The organism is Rhodococcus sp. C3V, from assembly GCF_029269915.1.
Classification (GTDB): Bacteria; Actinomycetota; Actinomycetes; order Mycobacteriales; family Mycobacteriaceae; genus Rhodococcus_F; species Rhodococcus_F qingshengii.
Map to the genome: position 1 here is coordinate 58,179 of NZ_JARJBE010000008.1, position 14,676 is coordinate 72,854.

General features: G+C 62.2%; 18 protein-coding genes. 7 read left to right on the forward strand and 11 right to left on the reverse strand.

Features of this window, described 5'->3' with window-relative positions:
* Window positions 1–14: 14 nt before the first annotated feature.
* The 4 genes from mftD to mftA all read right to left on the reverse strand — a co-directional run bounded on the left by mftD (window position 15) and on the right by mftA (window position 2,910).
* Complete coding sequence (gene mftD / locus P3G66_RS20460) at window positions 15–1,193, reverse strand: pre-mycofactocin synthase MftD (protein WP_003942047.1); 1,179 nt, start codon at window positions 1,191–1,193, stop codon at window positions 15–17.
* Window positions 1,194–1,248: 55 nt separating this feature from the next.
* A complete protein-coding gene (mftC, locus tag P3G66_RS20465; RefSeq protein WP_003942089.1) occupies window positions 1,249–2,466 on the reverse strand; it encodes a mycofactocin radical SAM maturase in 1,218 nt (405 codons plus the stop codon).
* Window positions 2,467–2,542: 76 nt separating this feature from the next.
* A complete protein-coding gene (gene mftB / locus P3G66_RS20470) occupies window positions 2,543–2,830 on the reverse strand; it encodes a mycofactocin biosynthesis chaperone MftB (protein ID WP_007728309.1) in 288 nt (95 codons plus the stop codon).
* The gene (gene mftA, locus P3G66_RS20475; RefSeq protein ID WP_276117050.1) at window positions 2,815–2,910 is read right to left on the reverse strand and encodes a mycofactocin precursor MftA; all 96 of its coding nucleotides are present in this window, start codon (window positions 2,908–2,910) and stop codon (window positions 2,815–2,817) included. Before mftA ends, mftB begins: the two co-directional genes overlap by 16 nt.
* A 150-nt stretch (window positions 2,911–3,060) precedes the next feature.
* On the opposite strand from mftA, the gene mftR reads away from it, so the two are divergent.
* Both mftR and mftM read left to right on the forward strand, forming a co-directional pair.
* Complete coding sequence (mftR, locus tag P3G66_RS20480; RefSeq protein WP_007728311.1) at window positions 3,061–3,660, forward strand: mycofactocin system transcriptional regulator; 600 nt, start codon at window positions 3,061–3,063, stop codon at window positions 3,658–3,660.
* A gap of 29 nt (window positions 3,661–3,689) precedes the next feature.
* Window positions 3,690–4,523: a mycofactocin oligosaccharide methyltransferase MftM gene (mftM, locus tag P3G66_RS20485; protein ID WP_276117051.1), complete on the forward strand. Its 834-nt coding sequence runs from the start codon at window positions 3,690–3,692 to the stop codon at window positions 4,521–4,523.
* 6 nt (window positions 4,524–4,529) lie between these two features.
* Here mftM and P3G66_RS20490 read toward each other — a convergent pair whose 3' ends face one another.
* Window positions 4,530–4,733: a DUF4287 domain-containing protein gene (locus tag P3G66_RS20490; protein ID WP_276117052.1), complete on the reverse strand. Its 204-nt coding sequence runs from the start codon at window positions 4,731–4,733 to the stop codon at window positions 4,530–4,532.
* A 141-nt stretch (window positions 4,734–4,874) separates the two neighbouring features.
* Between P3G66_RS20490 and P3G66_RS20495 the strand changes: the two genes are divergently transcribed.
* On the forward strand, window positions 4,875–5,087 hold the full coding sequence (locus P3G66_RS20495; protein WP_003942061.1) for a TOBE domain-containing protein: 213 nt from the start codon (window positions 4,875–4,877) through the stop codon (window positions 5,085–5,087).
* Between the two features lie 16 nt (window positions 5,088–5,103).
* Here P3G66_RS20495 and P3G66_RS20500 read toward each other — a convergent pair whose 3' ends face one another.
* Entirely contained in the window at window positions 5,104–5,529 is a 426-nt protein-coding gene (locus tag P3G66_RS20500; protein ID WP_042920992.1) for a DUF6314 family protein, read from the reverse strand.
* 110 nt (window positions 5,530–5,639) lie between these two features.
* Here P3G66_RS20500 and P3G66_RS20505 point away from each other — a divergent pair, with 110 nt between their 5' ends.
* Both P3G66_RS20505 and P3G66_RS20510 read left to right on the forward strand, forming a co-directional pair.
* A complete protein-coding gene (locus P3G66_RS20505) occupies window positions 5,640–6,116 on the forward strand; it encodes a MaoC/PaaZ C-terminal domain-containing protein (RefSeq protein WP_007728315.1) in 477 nt (158 codons plus the stop codon).
* Between the two features lie 233 nt (window positions 6,117–6,349).
* On the forward strand, window positions 6,350–7,138 hold the full coding sequence (locus P3G66_RS20510; protein WP_042920993.1) for a thioesterase family protein: 789 nt from the start codon (window positions 6,350–6,352) through the stop codon (window positions 7,136–7,138).
* Between the two features lie 12 nt (window positions 7,139–7,150).
* On the opposite strand, the gene P3G66_RS20515 is transcribed toward P3G66_RS20510, so the two are convergent.
* A complete protein-coding gene (locus tag P3G66_RS20515) occupies window positions 7,151–8,821 on the reverse strand; it encodes an anibiotic ABC transporter (RefSeq protein ID WP_276117053.1) in 1,671 nt (556 codons plus the stop codon).
* Window positions 8,818–9,753, reverse strand: a complete 936-nt coding sequence (locus tag P3G66_RS20520; protein WP_276117054.1) for an ABC transporter ATP-binding protein — start codon at window positions 9,751–9,753, stop codon at window positions 8,818–8,820. Before P3G66_RS20520 ends, P3G66_RS20515 begins: the two co-directional genes overlap by 4 nt.
* A gap of 68 nt (window positions 9,754–9,821) precedes the next feature.
* Between P3G66_RS20520 and P3G66_RS20525 the strand changes: the two genes are divergently transcribed.
* Window positions 9,822–10,316 (forward strand): helix-turn-helix domain-containing protein, encoded by a 495-nt coding sequence (locus tag P3G66_RS20525; RefSeq protein WP_007728322.1) that lies wholly within the window; start codon window positions 9,822–9,824, stop codon window positions 10,314–10,316.
* Window positions 10,317–10,399: 83 nt separating this feature from the next.
* Window positions 10,400–10,930, forward strand: coding sequence for an RNA polymerase subunit sigma (locus P3G66_RS20530; RefSeq protein ID WP_276117055.1), 531 nt, complete (start codon window positions 10,400–10,402; stop codon window positions 10,928–10,930).
* A gap of 5 nt (window positions 10,931–10,935) precedes the next feature.
* Here the strand turns inward: P3G66_RS20530 and P3G66_RS20535 are convergent, their stop codons facing one another.
* From P3G66_RS20535 to P3G66_RS20545, 3 genes are read right to left on the reverse strand one after another with little or no spacing between them, the layout of a single operon-like run.
* Window positions 10,936–11,619, reverse strand: coding sequence for a response regulator transcription factor (locus P3G66_RS20535; RefSeq protein WP_003942005.1), 684 nt, complete (start codon window positions 11,617–11,619; stop codon window positions 10,936–10,938).
* Entirely contained in the window at window positions 11,616–12,989 is a 1,374-nt protein-coding gene (locus tag P3G66_RS20540; protein WP_276117056.1) for a GAF domain-containing sensor histidine kinase, read from the reverse strand. Before P3G66_RS20540 ends, P3G66_RS20535 begins: the two co-directional genes overlap by 4 nt.
* Window positions 12,990–13,047: 58 nt before the next feature.
* A complete protein-coding gene (locus tag P3G66_RS20545; RefSeq protein WP_003942060.1) occupies window positions 13,048–14,253 on the reverse strand; it encodes an iron-containing alcohol dehydrogenase in 1,206 nt (401 codons plus the stop codon).
* Between the last annotated feature and the right edge of the window lie 423 nt (window positions 14,254–14,676).

Consider the following 14,676-nt stretch of genomic DNA (forward strand, 5'->3'; position numbering starts at 1 on the left):
TCGGAGCCGTAATCTCAGCTGGCACCCAATGTGCGTGTGAACCCTTCCGGAATCACCAGGTCCGCCGGGCTCAGTTCGGTGATGGACGAGTGGCCGAGGCCCATCAGCCCCGAGTCGATGCCCATCCGCATGAGGTCGAGCACGTTCTCGACACCGGCCTGGCCGTTGGCCGAGAGGCCCCACAGGTAGGCGCGCCCGAGCATGACGGCCTTGGCTCCGAGTGCGAGCGCCTTGACGACGTCGCCGCCGCGTCGAATGCCGCCGTCGAGAACAACTTCCACCTGATCGCCCACGGCCTCGGCAATGCCCGGGAGCACACGGATCGGCGCCGGGGTGCCGTCGAGGTTGTTACCACCGTGGTTGGAGACCGAGATAGCGGAGACACCGGCGTCGACAGCTCGCTTGGCGTCGTCGATGCGCATGATGCCCTTGAGCATGAACGGTCCACCCCACTGCTCACGAAGCCAGGCGATGTCTTCCCACGTCGGAAGCGGAGTCTGCATCCACTCGCCGTATGCGCCGAAGAACGTCGGTGCAGGCTGGCCGGGAGCCGCGAGGTTGGGGGTGGTCAGGTCCGGGATCTTGCCGGTCTTGGCGAACTCGAGCAACCACTTCGGGCGCATGATTCCCTCGGGTGCGAACTGGAACATCGCCTTGAGGTCCATCTTTTCGGGGATGGACGGGCTGCCCCAGTCGCGACCGTACGAGAAGGACCAGTCGGTGGTGATGATCAGGCCCTTGGCACCGGCAGCGCGAGCGCGCTCCATACGCTGCAGGAGCACGTCGCGGCTGCCGACCCAATACATCTGGAAGAAGACCTGCGGGTTGGCCGCGGCAACTTCTTCGATGGACTTGCTGGCAAAAGAACTCAGTCCGATGGCTGTTCCCCGTGCTGCAGCCGCACGGGCTACCGCTACTTCACCGTCGGGGTGCACTGCCTGCACACCGGTCGGTGAAATCATGACGGGCAACGAAATGTCCTGGCCCATAATGGTGGTGGACATCTCGCGCTTGTCCGACAGCCCGGCAGCGTGGGGAGCGAAACCCAATTCGCTGAATGCCGCGACGTTGTCGTCGACCGTCAGCCCTTTCTCGGATCCCGCTACCAACGCCGCGTACACGGACTTGGGCAACCTCTTCTTCGCGCGGCGCTGTGCTTCTGCCACCGTCTCGAAGAAAGCATTCTTAGCCATTGAACTGACCTCTCTGGGGTGCAGCTTTCGCCGCACTGTCGGTATCGCGCAGTAGTTACTGCATTCCCGCAAGCGGGTTTTCGTCACAAATCTTGGCGGGCGGACGCATCATCAGTGTCAGTGGCACCGATGCACGTGGGGTCTTACGTTGACCGGAACGGGAGTGGTCGACACTGGACTTCGGGACCTCGCCCGCCGACGCCAGTGCCATTTCACCGTTACCGATGACGCACTCGGGGTCAGGTCCGTCCATCGGCAGTCCGGTGAAGAACTTGGCCGCCATGCAGCCGCCGCGGCAGGAGTCGTAGTGGTTGCACTTGCTGCAGGCGCCACCGGTTTGGGGCGAGCGCAGCTCCTCGAACAGGTCCGAGTGCTGCCAGACTTCCTGGAATCCACCGTCTTTCACGATGTTTCCGGCGAGGAACTGCTCGTGAATCGCGAAGGGGCATGCGTACACGTCACCGACCGGGTCGATCAGGCACACGACGCGGCCCGCGCCACAGAGATTGAGACCGGGCAGTGCATCGCCGAAGGCGGAGAGGTGGAAGAACGAGTCGCCCGTCAGGACGCCTTCGCCATTGGCGACCAGCCAGTTGTAGAGCTCACGCTGCTGCTCCGGACGCGGGTGCAGGTCGTCCCACACGTCGGCGCCGCGGCCCGAAGGACGCAGTCGAGTGATGCGCAGGGTCGCGTCGTACTTGTCCGCGAGAGCCTTGAACTCGTCGAGCTGACTGACGTTGTGCCGCGTGACGACCACCGAAATCTTGGCGTCCTTGAAGCCGGCTTCCTTCAGGTTCGCGAGAGCGCGCTCGGCCATCGCGAACGAACCAGGCCCGCGCACAGCGTCATTGACCTCAGCGGTGGCACCGTCGATGGAAATCTGCACGTCGACGTAGTCACTGGCTGCGAGGCGCGCCGCGACCTTCTTGTCGATCTTCACGCCGTTGGTGGAGAACTTCACACCAACCTGGTGGTCGGTCGCGTAGTCGACGAGCTCCCAGAAGTCGGAGCGTACCGTCGGCTCGCCGCCACCGATGTTGACGTAGAAAACCTGCATACGCTGCAGCTCGTCGATGATGGACTTGCACTGTTCGGTGCTCAGCTCGTTGGGGTCACGACGACCCGACGACGAAAGGCAGTGCACGCAGGACAGGTTGCAGGCGTAGGTGAGTTCCCACGTCAGGCAGATGGGGGCGTCGAGTCCGAGTTCGAACTGATCGACGAGGCGACCCACCTTGGCGGGCGGGGAGGGCTGTTCAAGAACTGAGGTCATGGCTGTGTCCTCGCGAAGAAATGAAGCGGGCGAACGTGCGGAAGGGCTGTTCCGCACGTGGGGGCGAGCGTCTGGCTCAGACAGGCACGATCATGTGCGAGTCGGCGAGAGTGCTCAGCGCGCGGGCATATTGGGGAGCCGCGTCATCTTCGATGCCTTGCGCACGTAGTGCGGACCGGACATCAGGATGGTCTGGCAACGCCTTGACCACCGCAACGATGGTCGTGTTCTTCAGGAACGACAGCTTGCGTGTTCCGAAGTGGTAGAGCAACGCCCCGAAAGGTTCGGGGCGAAGCGCTACCTGCGGGTGGAGTTTCCACCCCGCATCGAGATCCAAAGCAGACACGGTCAGTACACGCCGCACATGCCGTCGATGGAAACTTCCTCCACGAGGGACTCCTCGACGAGGTCGTTCTCGAGCGCCTTGTTGTCACGTTCTGACATGGATTCCTCCTGCGGTCGCACTCCGTCTGGAAGTCTGTAGATCAGACTTCCAACCTGGGAGTTGGTGGTCACTAGTGGGACTTCACTGTGACTCGGTTCACCACTGTAATGGCATCGAGTGCAGAATGACACACATGGAGCGAAAAAAGTATGCGTAGCCGCAAGAAACCGTCCGCTCGGATAGGTCGTCGCCCCTCCACAACGAAGGAGGGAATCAGCACGATCGGGATCGAACTGTTTTCGACAGTCGGCTTCAACGAGGTGAGCGTCGACCAGATAGCCGACGCCGCCGGCATCGCGCGTCGGACCTTCTTTCGCTACTTCCCGTCCAAGAACGCCGTCCCCTGGGGAGACTTCGACGGACATCTCGACGAGATGCGCGAGCACCTGGATTCACTGCCCGCTGATATTCCGTTGGTCGACGCACTCGAATCCGCATTGTTGACGTTCAACACCTTCCCACCGGAAGAGACTGCGGTACATCGCAAACGGATGGAATTGATCCTCGAAGTTCCGACGCTTCAGGCATACTCTGTGGTGATGTACGAAGGTTGGCGGCAGGTGGTCGCCGACTACGTCGCACGCCGAATGAATCTCGAGCCGACCGATCACGGCCCACGCACGGTCGGCTATCTTCTGCTCGGGGTCGCGATGTCGGCGTACGAGCAGTGGCTCACCGACGATTCACTCGAGCTACCGGAACTCTTGAAAACAGGTACGCAGTCCCTGCGGACCGGTATCAGCACCTGAGAAAGCATCACCACCTGAGAAAGGCGATCATGTCCACCATCACGAACGAACCCGTCCTGGATTCCCTGGCGCCGTCGACGCCGGGCTTGTGGTCGTTCGGACATGTCACCGTCGAACGCGTCGAGTCCGGTCCGATCTCGCTCAATCGCCGAGGCGGTCGCCTCCACGTCAAGCACTCCCTCACTCCCGCCGACCTGAGTGAGCGACTCGTCGCCGGAGTCACCTCGTCGATCCAGGACGCGGAGTTCGGTCAGGACGAATTCGAGTTGACGATGGTCGGCCTGGTTCGCTCCACCGTGGACGGCGCTCTCGAATCCTGGACCACCTACTACCGGAACTCCCTTGCCGAACTACTGGACGGCACTGCAGATTTCGCGCCGATTCACGACAAAGCCGAAGAGCTGGTCCGCGGTTCCGTGCTCGATCTGGGTTCCTGCTTCGGTTTCCTGCCCCTGCGGCTCGCGCGCGCCGGAATGGACGTGACCGCCACGGACATCCTGCCCGGAACGATGATCCTGCTCGACGCGGTTGCCCCCGAACTCGGCATCACGATCGACACGGTGATCTGCGACGCGGGTGAAGTACCGGCACCGGACAACAGCGCCGACACCGTCACCGCGATTCATCTCCTCGAACACGTCGACGACGCAGTCGGCGAGGCCGTGATCGCGCAAGCACTCCGGATCGCGCGTCAACGGGTCGTCCTTGCCGTCCCCTTCGAAGACGAAGCCACCGCGTGCCACGGCCACATCCGCACTTTCGATCTCGAGTCACTGCGTGCGGTCGGCCGGCAGAGCCGTGTGCCGTTCGAGGTATTCGAGCATCACGGCGGCTGGTTGGTGCTGGACGCATCGGCCGCCTGAAAAGAACTACCCTTCTTTCAGCGTATGGGCGACAAGCGCATTCGCGTGCCCATGACCCATACCGTGCTCCGACTTCAACCAGTTGACCAATTCCATGTGCTTCGTGAGGTCTGAGCTTCTGATCAGCTCTTGCCATTCACCGATCGGCCGACCGTACTTCTTCTCGATCGACGGAAAATACGACGCCGGGCCTTTCACGGGTTCAGGCATGACCGGAATCTACCTCCACCGCCCGACAATATTCGCGCACCGGCGGCGCCCGCATGTCCGCACCTGCGGAATCGCTGGGTAGATACGCGACCATCGCATTATGGTCGAAGAACACCCACCCGAGAGCACAGGAGTTCAGCGATGCGACTGTCCACACGAAATCAACTCACCGGCACCATCACCGAGGTCAACCTCGGCACCGTCATGGCGACGGTCAAGGTGAAGTTGGACGGCGGGAATCAGATTGTGACCTCGTCGATCACCCGCGATGCCGCACTGGATCTCGATCTTGAACCAGGCCAAGCCGCAACGGTATTCGTGAAGTCCACCGAGGTGACGATCGGCGTCGAGTAACTGGCGAGCGATGTGATCAGGGCCGGGTGAGATGCGTGGTCATCGTGTAGTCCTTGCTCGGCCCCGTCACGGTCCAGACGACAGTCCAGGTCGATCGATCTCCGGCAGTGACGTCGATTCGCCCGCGGTAGGTATCCGCACCGCACAGGTGCTCGACTTCCTCCCCCGGCGCCCAGTCGTGGAACTCTCTGCCGTCTTCGAATGTCACGGCCCACTCGAGGCCGCGCTCGGCAACGAACAGAGTTCGGAACACGGGTAATTCCAGGTCGCCGTCACGCAGCGTGCCGCTCTCGTACCAGCGCATCCGACCGTCACCGGCGTCGGAGATAGTGGTCTCGCCGAATACATGCTTGGTGGAACCGGAAAGGCGGTCGACGATGTCCCGCTCGAAGTGCCACTTTCCTACCAGCGCCCTCGGCTCGATTTTCGCGTCGTCGACCATGTGGCGATTCTAGTGACCCTGCATTGCCCGACGACACCGGAGACCGACTCGAACACACTGCGAGAGTATGTTCCGAGTACACCCGGAACACGCAGGAGATTTTCACAACCATGAACGATTCGGCCGCCCTTCACAAACGCGCAGTGTTCGCCGAGGATCTCGAGATCGGCCAAGTGATCCCATTGGGTTCGTATTCGGTGACCGAAGAGGAAATCGTCGAGTTCGCAACTCAGTGGGATCCCCAGTGGTTTCACGTCGACAAGGAAGCCGCCGAGTCCGGCGTCTTCGGCGGGTTGATCGCCAGCGGGCTGCACACCCTGTCGATCTGCCAGAAGTTGGTGGTCGCCAGTCTCTACGACCAGTGGAACGTGATCGCCGGGAAAACCATGCGCGACGTGAGCTTCCTCCGTCCGCTTCGCCCCGGTGACACCCTGAGCGGAAAGGTCACCGTCGACAACGTCGTGTTCGACAATCGCGCGCGAGGATTGGTGACCATCACAGCGAAATTGGTCGATGCACACGGCAATCGCGTTCTCGACGTGGTCACTGACGCCTACCTGCACTGCCGCTCGACACGCGGACAGTGAATTATCGGTAAATTTCGCACCACACTGTCCGAATTGCCGTACTTTCAGTGACGTTGCGACGCAACAATACCCATCCCTGCAATCAGGAGTTCCTCACACATGAGCAGCCTCGGCGAGATCAATCCTCTCGGCATTCTTCAGATCCTCATCTACATGCTCTTCGGTGGGTCGTCCAGCACTCCCGAATAGACCCTAGCTTGCCATAGCCATAGTCAGCATCTAGGGTGCTGACTATGGCAATTACTAGTCAGGCATCAGTGGCGGCCGCGCCGTCGACCGACGCAGCGCGTCATCACACCGAATTCGACTCCAGTTGGCGGAGTTTCGACGGCATCCAGGGCGGACTCGCAATTGCACGGATGCTGCGGGTGGCGGCCGACGCGTCCGGAGCCGAACCGCTGGCAGTCACGGCGCATCTGGACCGCCCCGTTCCTCCTGGGCCGGCCGAGTTGACTGTCGGCGAGATGCGGGGCGGGCGGACCGTCAGTTGCCACGTCACGCTGACCGGTTCGGGATCCGCTCTCGTTCGGTTGGCCCGCGACATAGGAGCTACAACAATGTCCGCCCCTGTCGCCGAACCGGCTCCGGCCGACCCGTCAACCCTGCCGCCGCTGGAGATCCCGGTGGATTTTGTGCCGTTCGCCCAGCACCTCGACATCCGGCCGATCAATTCCGCGAGGCCGTTCGCCGGTGGCGACTCCCCTGAATTCGACGTCTGGATCCGCCTGCTCACAGACCTCGATTTCACGGCCCAAGAGCGCGCCGCGGTCCTTCTCGACGCGCTTCCGCCCGGACTGTTCGCGACACTGACGATGCCCGTGGCCATACCGACCATCGAGTTCACCGCGCATTTCACCCCGGAGCACCTCACGGCAGATCCCCGAACGCTGTCACCGTGGTATCGCCTACGCCACGGGACTGCCTGGGCGACGGACACTCTCTGTGTTGACGAATCCGAACTATTCGACTCGACCGGACGACTTGCTGCTCGGGCTCGCCAGCTTCGTCGAATTCTGAGTTGAGTTTCAGCTCTCCTACACCTGGAGGTCGCGACGACGGAACGCAACAAGCGATGCTGTCGAAAGCACCACTGCCACAACGATCATTGCCAGCAGTGGCAGAACTGTCACCGGCTCGGCAGGGGCACCCGGCACGTGAGTGTAGGGCGACAGATCCAGCACTACCTGCGGAAGCTTCAGCAACGTGCCGAGTTGCCCGAGCACGATGCATGCCGCCAAGATTCCCCAGGAGAGCGCCGACGCGTACGTCGGAAACAGTCCGAAAGCCAACGACACCAACCCCACGACTACGAGCACCGCAGGCAGATAGGCCAACGCGGCGCCAGTCATGCGAAGTGTGTTGCCGCCGATGTCGTCCGTGACGAGCCCGAAGGCAAAACCGGTGAAGGCACCCATCAAGACGTGCGCGAGGATCACGCCGCCCACAACCACACCCAGGTGGGAAAGCATCCACCTCCACCGCGACATAGACGTTGCCAGCAACGGTTCGAGCCGTCCCGATGTTTCCTCGCCCCGCATCCGGAGAAGACTCTGGACCGAATACGCCGCGATGACTATCGACGTGAGCCCCAGAGCAGTGGCCAAGTAGGAATCCACCAGATCCGATCCGCCGCCGCCAAGTTTCTCGAACATCTCCGCGGTCTGCTGCGACGATCCCACCATCGCGTCGATCTCGTTGCCCACAGCGCCGTAGGCGAACCCGAGAACGACAACGGCAAAGATCCACCAGAACATCGTCATTCGCTGCATGCGCCACGCCAGGCCCCAGGCGGACGGCAACCACGATGCCGCGACTGGCGGGCCGGGACGGGGCTGTACGAGCCCCGCTCCCTGATCGCGATGGCCGATGAGAACAAAAGCCACCACCACGTGCACAGCCGCAAATCCGAGCAGCAACAACAGGATCCACCAGGCGTCGTCGTCGAAGGGTCGGATCTGCTGTGCCCACCCGATCGGCGAGAGCCACGACAACCAACCGCTCAAAACGCGAGTTCCGTCGTCGACGACCGTACTGTTCACGTCGCCGATCGCGCGCAGCATGAAGGCAACGCCGATCGCGGCACCCGCCAGGCCGTTGGCCGTACGAGCACCGTCGGTGATCTGCGCCGTCACGGCTGCCACTCCGGCAAACGCGATTCCGGTCCCACCTATCGAGGCGCCCAACGCGAACGAACCGACGACAGGCAAACCGACGGCGATCGATCCCAGTGCAATTCCCAGTGCAAGAACGACGTTCGCACCGACCGTTACGATCAGTGCGGAGGTGAGGAGCGCTCGTCTACCTACCACCGCTGCACCGATCATCTCGGCTCGGCCGGTCTCCTCGTTCTGTCGCGTATGGCGAACCACCGCGAGGGTGCTCATCAATGCGGCCACCAACGCGAACACGAGCACCGACTGGCTGGCGACTATCGCGCCCTGCGAATCACCGGACACGATCCCGTTGGTCGCCAGCGCGACCGGCGATACCGCGGAACTGACTGCGATGTTTCGTAATTCCTCGGATGTCGAGTACAGCCCGGTCACACTGGCGACAACCAGCAGCATGAACAAGACGATGGAGATAACCCACACGGAGAGCTGAATTCGGTCCCGCCGCAAAGCCAGCCGAACCAGTCGGCGTGTGCCGGCGAATTGACTTGCCGAGGCCGGTACCGGTGAAGCGGCCTCGACAACAACGGTCACGGCCGTACTCCGGTCTCGGCTCGCAGGTGTACCGAAGTCTCCCTGGCCCGTTCGTCACCGTAGTGCCGCAAGAAAAGTTCTTCGAGAGTCGGCGGAGTGGAAGTGAGCGCCACGATTCCGAATCCGACCAAGTACGTCATGAGTGGTCCGAGTTGCGCGCTGTCGACTTCGCAGGTGACGTGGTTACCGTCGATCACGGCGTCGTGGACACCGCCCAGTCCGTCGAGTCCACCGATCGGACGCTGCGTCTCCGCCGCGACGGACGTGCGCGTGAGATGCCTGAGTTCGGACAGTGTTCCCTCTTCCACCGTCCGCCCGTCGCGGATGATGCTCACACGATCGCACAGCGCTTCGACCTCGGCGAGGATATGGCTCGACAGCAGTACCGTCTTTCCGGCGTGAGCCACCTCCTCGACGCAGTCCTGGAATACCGCCTCCATCAACGGGTCGAGCCCCGATGTGGGTTCGTCGAGGACGTAAAGGTCGACGTCGGACGAGAACGCGGCCACGAGTGCAACCTTCTGCCGGTTACCTTTCGAGTACGTACGCGCCTTCTTGGTCGGGTCCAATTCGAAGCGATCGAGCAACTCGCTGCGGCGTTTTCGGTCCAAGCCACCGCGCAGGCCCGCCAACAGATCGATAGCCTCACCGCCGGTGAGGTTGGGCCACAGATTCACGTCGCCAGGCACATAGGCGAGACGTCGATGCAAAGTAACAGCGTCTCGCCACGGATCGCCGCCGAGAACGGTTGCGTCTCCGGAGTCCGAGCGGAGCAGGCCGAGGAGCACCCGAATAGTGGTGGACTTTCCGGAACCGTTCGGCCCCAGGAATCCGTGCACTTCACCCGTCGAGACGTCGAGGTCGAGGCCGTCCAGCGCGCGGGTGGTACCGAAGGTCTTGACGAGGCTATTCACTGAAATTGCCGCACCCATGAATTTGACCGTACGCCGATTTCACAAATGTGTGAAGATAGAAAAGACGGAAAGATCGAAGGGTTCCGATGACCGACACCAGCCACACCGTTGCACCGGACGAGAGCCGACACTATGTCGAGCGACTCTCACTCGTACTGAGCGACATGGGTTTTCCGCCGATGCCCGCACGCGTCTGGGCCGCGTTGATGACCAGCGAGACACCCTCGTCCACGCCAGGAGATCTCGGATCTCGGTTGGGAGTGAGCCCCGCCGCCATTTCCGGAGCCGTCAGATACCTCCAGCAAGTCGGATTGATCGAGCGTGTGGCCGTCCCCGGATCGCGGCGTCAGCACTACTGCGTCAGCGTCGACATGTGGGCCGACGCGTTTGTCACGAAACAGTCCTCGCTCTACCAGGTCTCGGCAGTTGCGGACGAGGGCATACGAGTCCTCGGTGAAGGAACCACAGCCGGCGATCGTATGGCAGATCTGCGCGACTTCTTCGACTTCATGGCCGCGGAAATGCCGCGAATGCTCGCGGACTGGCGCTCCCGGCGAAAAGACCGGACACCTGGCAGGTAACTTCAGGTTTACCCGCAATTTCGGCGGGGTACCTCAATTCTCGTTCCAGCATGGTCAGGTGCGGTGTAATCGAGGAGTTGCTGATGAAGCTGTCGATCAGGGGCGCGAACACTTCACCGACTCCACCCTTCGCGCGTACCGCTTCACCCGAAACCTGTGAACGATCGATTTCCCTGAATCGCACCGCCGCCGAGGCATTCGCCGGTGATCACCATGCACTGTCGAAACTACTGGCCCGGTTGCACCCTCGCGTCGTTCTCTACTATCGCGCCAGACTCCTCGGGACGCCCGTCGCGACGTTCGCCGACGATCTCGCCCACCAATGCACCCTGGACGTCGTCACACGAATGTCCGACACGATCTCGGCCGACACACGCATCGAGACCTTCGCGTACGAGTTGGCCTCTCGACGAATTGCGTCAATTCCCCAGTCACGCAACATCGACGGACAATTCAAACGCCCGCGTCGCCTGACCGACGACCAACGTGAGGTTCTGGTACTACGAATCGCAGTGGGTCTGACTGCCGAGATGACCGCGTCGACTCTGCGCACAACTCGTTCGAGCGTGCTCCTCGTACAGCATCAAGCGCTGCGCGCCTGGACGGTCTCCTAGCGGAGCTAGATCAGACCTTGCTTACTCGCGGCGTAGACGGCCTCTGCTCGACGGCTCACCTCGAGTTTGCGCATGATGTTGCTGACGTGAAACTTGACGGTGGTCGGTGAGATGAACAATCTCTCACCGATCTTGATGTTGGACAAGCCGTTTGCGAGGAGTCTGAGCACTTCGAGTTCGCGATCGGTCAATCGTTCTTTCGACGACGACTGCCCGTTGAGCGATCGCACGACAGCTGACGCGCTGCGCGAATCGAACGCACTCTCACCCCGCGAGACCGCCCTGATCGCACGCACCAATTCGGTGGTGTCGACGTCTTTGACGACATAGCCGCGAGCACCCGCGTGCACCGCTCGCACCACCAGTTGATCGTCGAGAAACGTGGTGAGAACCAACAGTCCGAGGCCGGGATGCGCCGAGGACAGCTGGCCACACAGGGTCAGTCCCTCGTAGTCGGAACTGGCGGAGAGTTTGAGATCCATCAGGACGATGTCCGGGCCGACCTTGTCGACCACGGCGAGGGCCTCGGCGAGGGACGACGCCTCCCCCACGATCTCGAGATCGCTTTCGCGCTCGAGAACCGAGCGGAGCCCTTGCCGCAGAATTGCATGGTCGTCGACCAGGACGATTCGAACCAATCCCTGAACCGGCGATGCTCCGCGGGTGATGACGGGACGCGCAGTGGTCATGATTCCTCGCTCTCGATTTCAGTGGTGGAGCAAAGGTTTTCCATGCCCGAGTCGAACGGCAGTGGTAGTCGCACGAGAATCTGAATCCCACCGATCCGCGCGCGCCGTACTTCGAGCGCACCACCCAACTCGAGTGTTCGCGCCTGCATGTTCGCGAGACCGCGATGGCGGCCGTCGACGTCGTTGGTGGCTGCGAGTTTGAGGATCAGACGCATTCGCGCAGGGTCGCCGTCACCGTCGTCGGAGACCGACAGCAACACGGAGTCCGCCCGATAGGTCAGACGTAGCACCGCCCGATTCGCGTGAGCATGGACCGCTGCATTGAAAAGAGCTTCCCCAGCGATCCGGAGAAGAGCGTGTTCGGCATCGCCCGGAAGTTCGGTCGGGGTACCGCCGACGCGAACGCTCACCGCCAACTCGTCCGGCATGTGAACCACGCCGAGCTGCTCGAGCATCTCGGGCAACGACGTGCGGTCCGCGTCCGACGAATGATTGAGCGCGTAGATCGCCGAACGAAGCTGCTCGACCGCCCTCCTGGTCAAATCCTTTGCCAAGTCCAGTCTTTCACTGCGTTCAGTCTCCGGGATGTCGCTCCGGCAGACCTCGATCTGCATGCCCGCCGACAACACCGCCTGTGTCACACTGTCGTGCAGTTCGCGGGCGATCCGGTGACGTTCGTCGTCGACCACTTGGTGCCGGTGCGCCACTCCGAGTTGACGCTGAGTGGACTCCAATTCGCTGTTGCGCACCGCAAGGTCGGCTGCAGTACGATTGGCCTCCGCATACGCATCTTCGGCACGCTCGAGCAGCAGTTGTCCGCGCTGATAGAGCGCCGAATTCTGCAGAGCCACAGCAGTCTGGCTGGCCAGAATGCTGAGCACGGCTCCGTCCGTCGTGTCGAGGGTTCGGTTGGCCGGCGTCCAGGCTGCAAAGGCACCTACCACGCCGCCACCGAGCACGATCGGCACAAACGCGTAGTGCGCGTCGATCACCGAGTTGGATTCGATTCTTCCGTACCGGATGTCGTCGAGGCATTCGACGACATCCTCCGGAAGTGGCGGCCCCTCCACATTGTCGACCAGAAAAGGGGTGGCGTCCGGGCCGAGAACCAGTCGCCGTGGTCCGGCGTCGGGCAAAGTTCCGTCAGCCAAGGCGAAGACTATCCAGTTGGCACTCAGATGCGCACGGGCAGCTTCCGCGACCGCGCAGACGAGGGTTTCCGGCCCCTCGACGGTGCGCACCAAAGCCCGCGAGATCAACTCCAAGGCATGCACGACGCGTTCGAGGCGCTCGGCCGCACCGCGATACTGCGGGTAGAACGAACTCTTACCCGATCGTAATCCGGTGAGCCGGGACAGGTCCGCGGTCATCGCCTGCACCAATTCACAGCGGCCCTCTTCACAGCGTCCATCTTCACAGCGTCCATCTTCACAAGGCACCTCGGAACAACGCCACCATCTGTTCCTGCGTCGCTTCCCTGGGATTGGTGGACATGCAGGCGTCGAGCAACGCGAAGCTGGCGAGCCTACTCAGGTCTTCCTCGCGAACACCCAACTCCCCCAGCCCCTTCGGCACACCGACCTCCCGGGCGAGACGTTCGACACGGTCGGCCACCGCCAGCGCTGCTTCCTCCGGGGTGCCGCGCTGCTCGGGAAGACTCAGTGCCGCAGCGATGGCGACAAAGGGGGCGGCGTCCGTGGTGGAATTGAACCGGATGACGTGGGGCAAGAGAATTCCGTTGATGACGCCGTGCGGAAGGTCGAGCATGCCGCCCACCTGATGGCTCATGGCGTGCGCGGCTCCGAGTATCGCGTTGGTGAACGCCAACCCGGCCTCGAGGCTCGCCTGCGCCATCACCGATCGAGCTTCCATCTCCATCGGGTCCTGGATCGTGTGCACCAGATTCTCGGTCACGAGGCCGACAGCGCGGAGCGCGTGATGATCGGTCAACGGATTGTGCGCCAGTGAGACGAAGGCTTCGATTCCGTGCGTCAGTGCGTCCAATCCTGTTGCCGCATTGAGCCACTCGGGCATCGTCGTGAGCAACCGCGGATCGATGACCGTCACATCTGGAACCAGCGCCCGGCCGATGATGGTGATCTTGGTGCCGCGGGTCGTGTCCGTGACGATGCAGAACTGCGACACGTCCGCGCCCGTGCCGGACGTGGTGGGAACCATCACCAACGGCGGGATCGGTTTGGTCGCCTGATCTACCCCCTCGTAGTCGAGTATGTTGCCACCGTTGGCAGCGAGGACGGCTACACCTTTAGCCGCGTCGATGACCGAACCGCCGCCGAGCGCGATGATGACGTCACACTCGCCTTCCTGGTACACCTCGAAACCGGCCGCGATCTCGAAGTCCTTGGGATTGGGCGTCAGCCCTGACCACACCGTCGCCGTCAATCCCTGCTCCGTGAGATGGTCTTCGAGTTCGCTGACCCATCCCGCGTCGATCAGACCGGGATCGGTGACCAGGAATGGTCGGAACCCGCCGAACCTCAGAGTCGCGTGTGCTGCCTCGACCAGGGAACCGATACCGAAGACGATCTCGGGGGCGTGAAATTTGACCAGTCGAGCAGCAGTGCCGCGGCGATGAACACCGTGGTTCACAGCATCCGGGTATGCCACGGACACGACCCCACTCTCCTCTCGCTGCTCTGAGATCTCCGGTCGGGATTTCGCATCCGTCGCTCTCAGCGCATCAACTCCCACGTGCACAAACTGGTGTGATCCACCTTACAATCGCTGGCCCCGAGCCTACGCGGACAGCAGACGGGGCACACCCACCGAAGGAGAGGCGCTTACCTACCCGTTCGGGCAGGTAAGGCGTCTCGGGAAAATGAATGGCGCGGCGAGAAGGTCCCGCTGTACTTTCGGTTGCGGCCAGAGTGGCCCGTAGAACCGATTCAGAAGGTGTTTATGACCCAGCCCGCGCCGAGCGCGCCTCTCGCCCCTGCACTACCGGCAACCTCGAGGGTCACATGCTGATCCTCGAAACGTCGGACTGACAGCCGCGAGGCCCCCTCGGCCTGCTCCTACTGCTTTGTTCACTCAGCT

What these genes read in the sequence shown, in the direction of transcription:
- mftD (WP_003942047.1), bottom strand. Translation starts at nt 1,193, where the DNA reads ATGGCTAAGAATGCTTTCTTCGAGACGGTGGCAGAAGCACAGCGCCGC.
- mftC (WP_003942089.1), bottom strand. Translation starts at nt 2,466, where the DNA reads ATGACCTCAGTTCTTGAACAGCCCTCCCCGCCCGCCAAGGTGGGTCGC.
- mftA (WP_276117050.1), bottom strand. Translation starts at nt 2,910, where the DNA reads ATGTCAGAACGTGACAACAAGGCGCTCGAGAACGACCTCGTCGAGGAG.
- mftR (WP_007728311.1), top strand. Translation starts at nt 3,061, where the DNA reads ATGCGTAGCCGCAAGAAACCGTCCGCTCGGATAGGTCGTCGCCCCTCC.
- mftM (WP_276117051.1), top strand. Translation starts at nt 3,690, where the DNA reads ATGTCCACCATCACGAACGAACCCGTCCTGGATTCCCTGGCGCCGTCG.
- P3G66_RS20490 (WP_276117052.1), bottom strand. Translation starts at nt 4,733, where the DNA reads ATGCCTGAACCCGTGAAAGGCCCGGCGTCGTATTTTCCGTCGATCGAG.
- P3G66_RS20495 (WP_003942061.1), top strand. Translation starts at nt 4,875, where the DNA reads ATGCGACTGTCCACACGAAATCAACTCACCGGCACCATCACCGAGGTC.
- P3G66_RS20500 (WP_042920992.1), bottom strand. Translation starts at nt 5,529, where the DNA reads ATGGTCGACGACGCGAAAATCGAGCCGAGGGCGCTGGTAGGAAAGTGG.
- P3G66_RS20505 (WP_007728315.1), top strand. Translation starts at nt 5,640, where the DNA reads ATGAACGATTCGGCCGCCCTTCACAAACGCGCAGTGTTCGCCGAGGAT.
- P3G66_RS20510 (WP_042920993.1), top strand. Translation starts at nt 6,350, where the DNA reads ATGGCAATTACTAGTCAGGCATCAGTGGCGGCCGCGCCGTCGACCGAC.
- P3G66_RS20520 (WP_276117054.1), bottom strand. Translation starts at nt 9,753, where the DNA reads ATGGGTGCGGCAATTTCAGTGAATAGCCTCGTCAAGACCTTCGGTACC.
- P3G66_RS20525 (WP_007728322.1), top strand. Translation starts at nt 9,822, where the DNA reads ATGACCGACACCAGCCACACCGTTGCACCGGACGAGAGCCGACACTAT.
- P3G66_RS20530 (WP_276117055.1), top strand. Translation starts at nt 10,400, where the DNA reads ATGAAGCTGTCGATCAGGGGCGCGAACACTTCACCGACTCCACCCTTC.
- P3G66_RS20535 (WP_003942005.1), bottom strand. Translation starts at nt 11,619, where the DNA reads ATGACCACTGCGCGTCCCGTCATCACCCGCGGAGCATCGCCGGTTCAG.
- P3G66_RS20540 (WP_276117056.1), bottom strand. Translation starts at nt 12,989, where the DNA reads ATGACCGCGGACCTGTCCCGGCTCACCGGATTACGATCGGGTAAGAGT.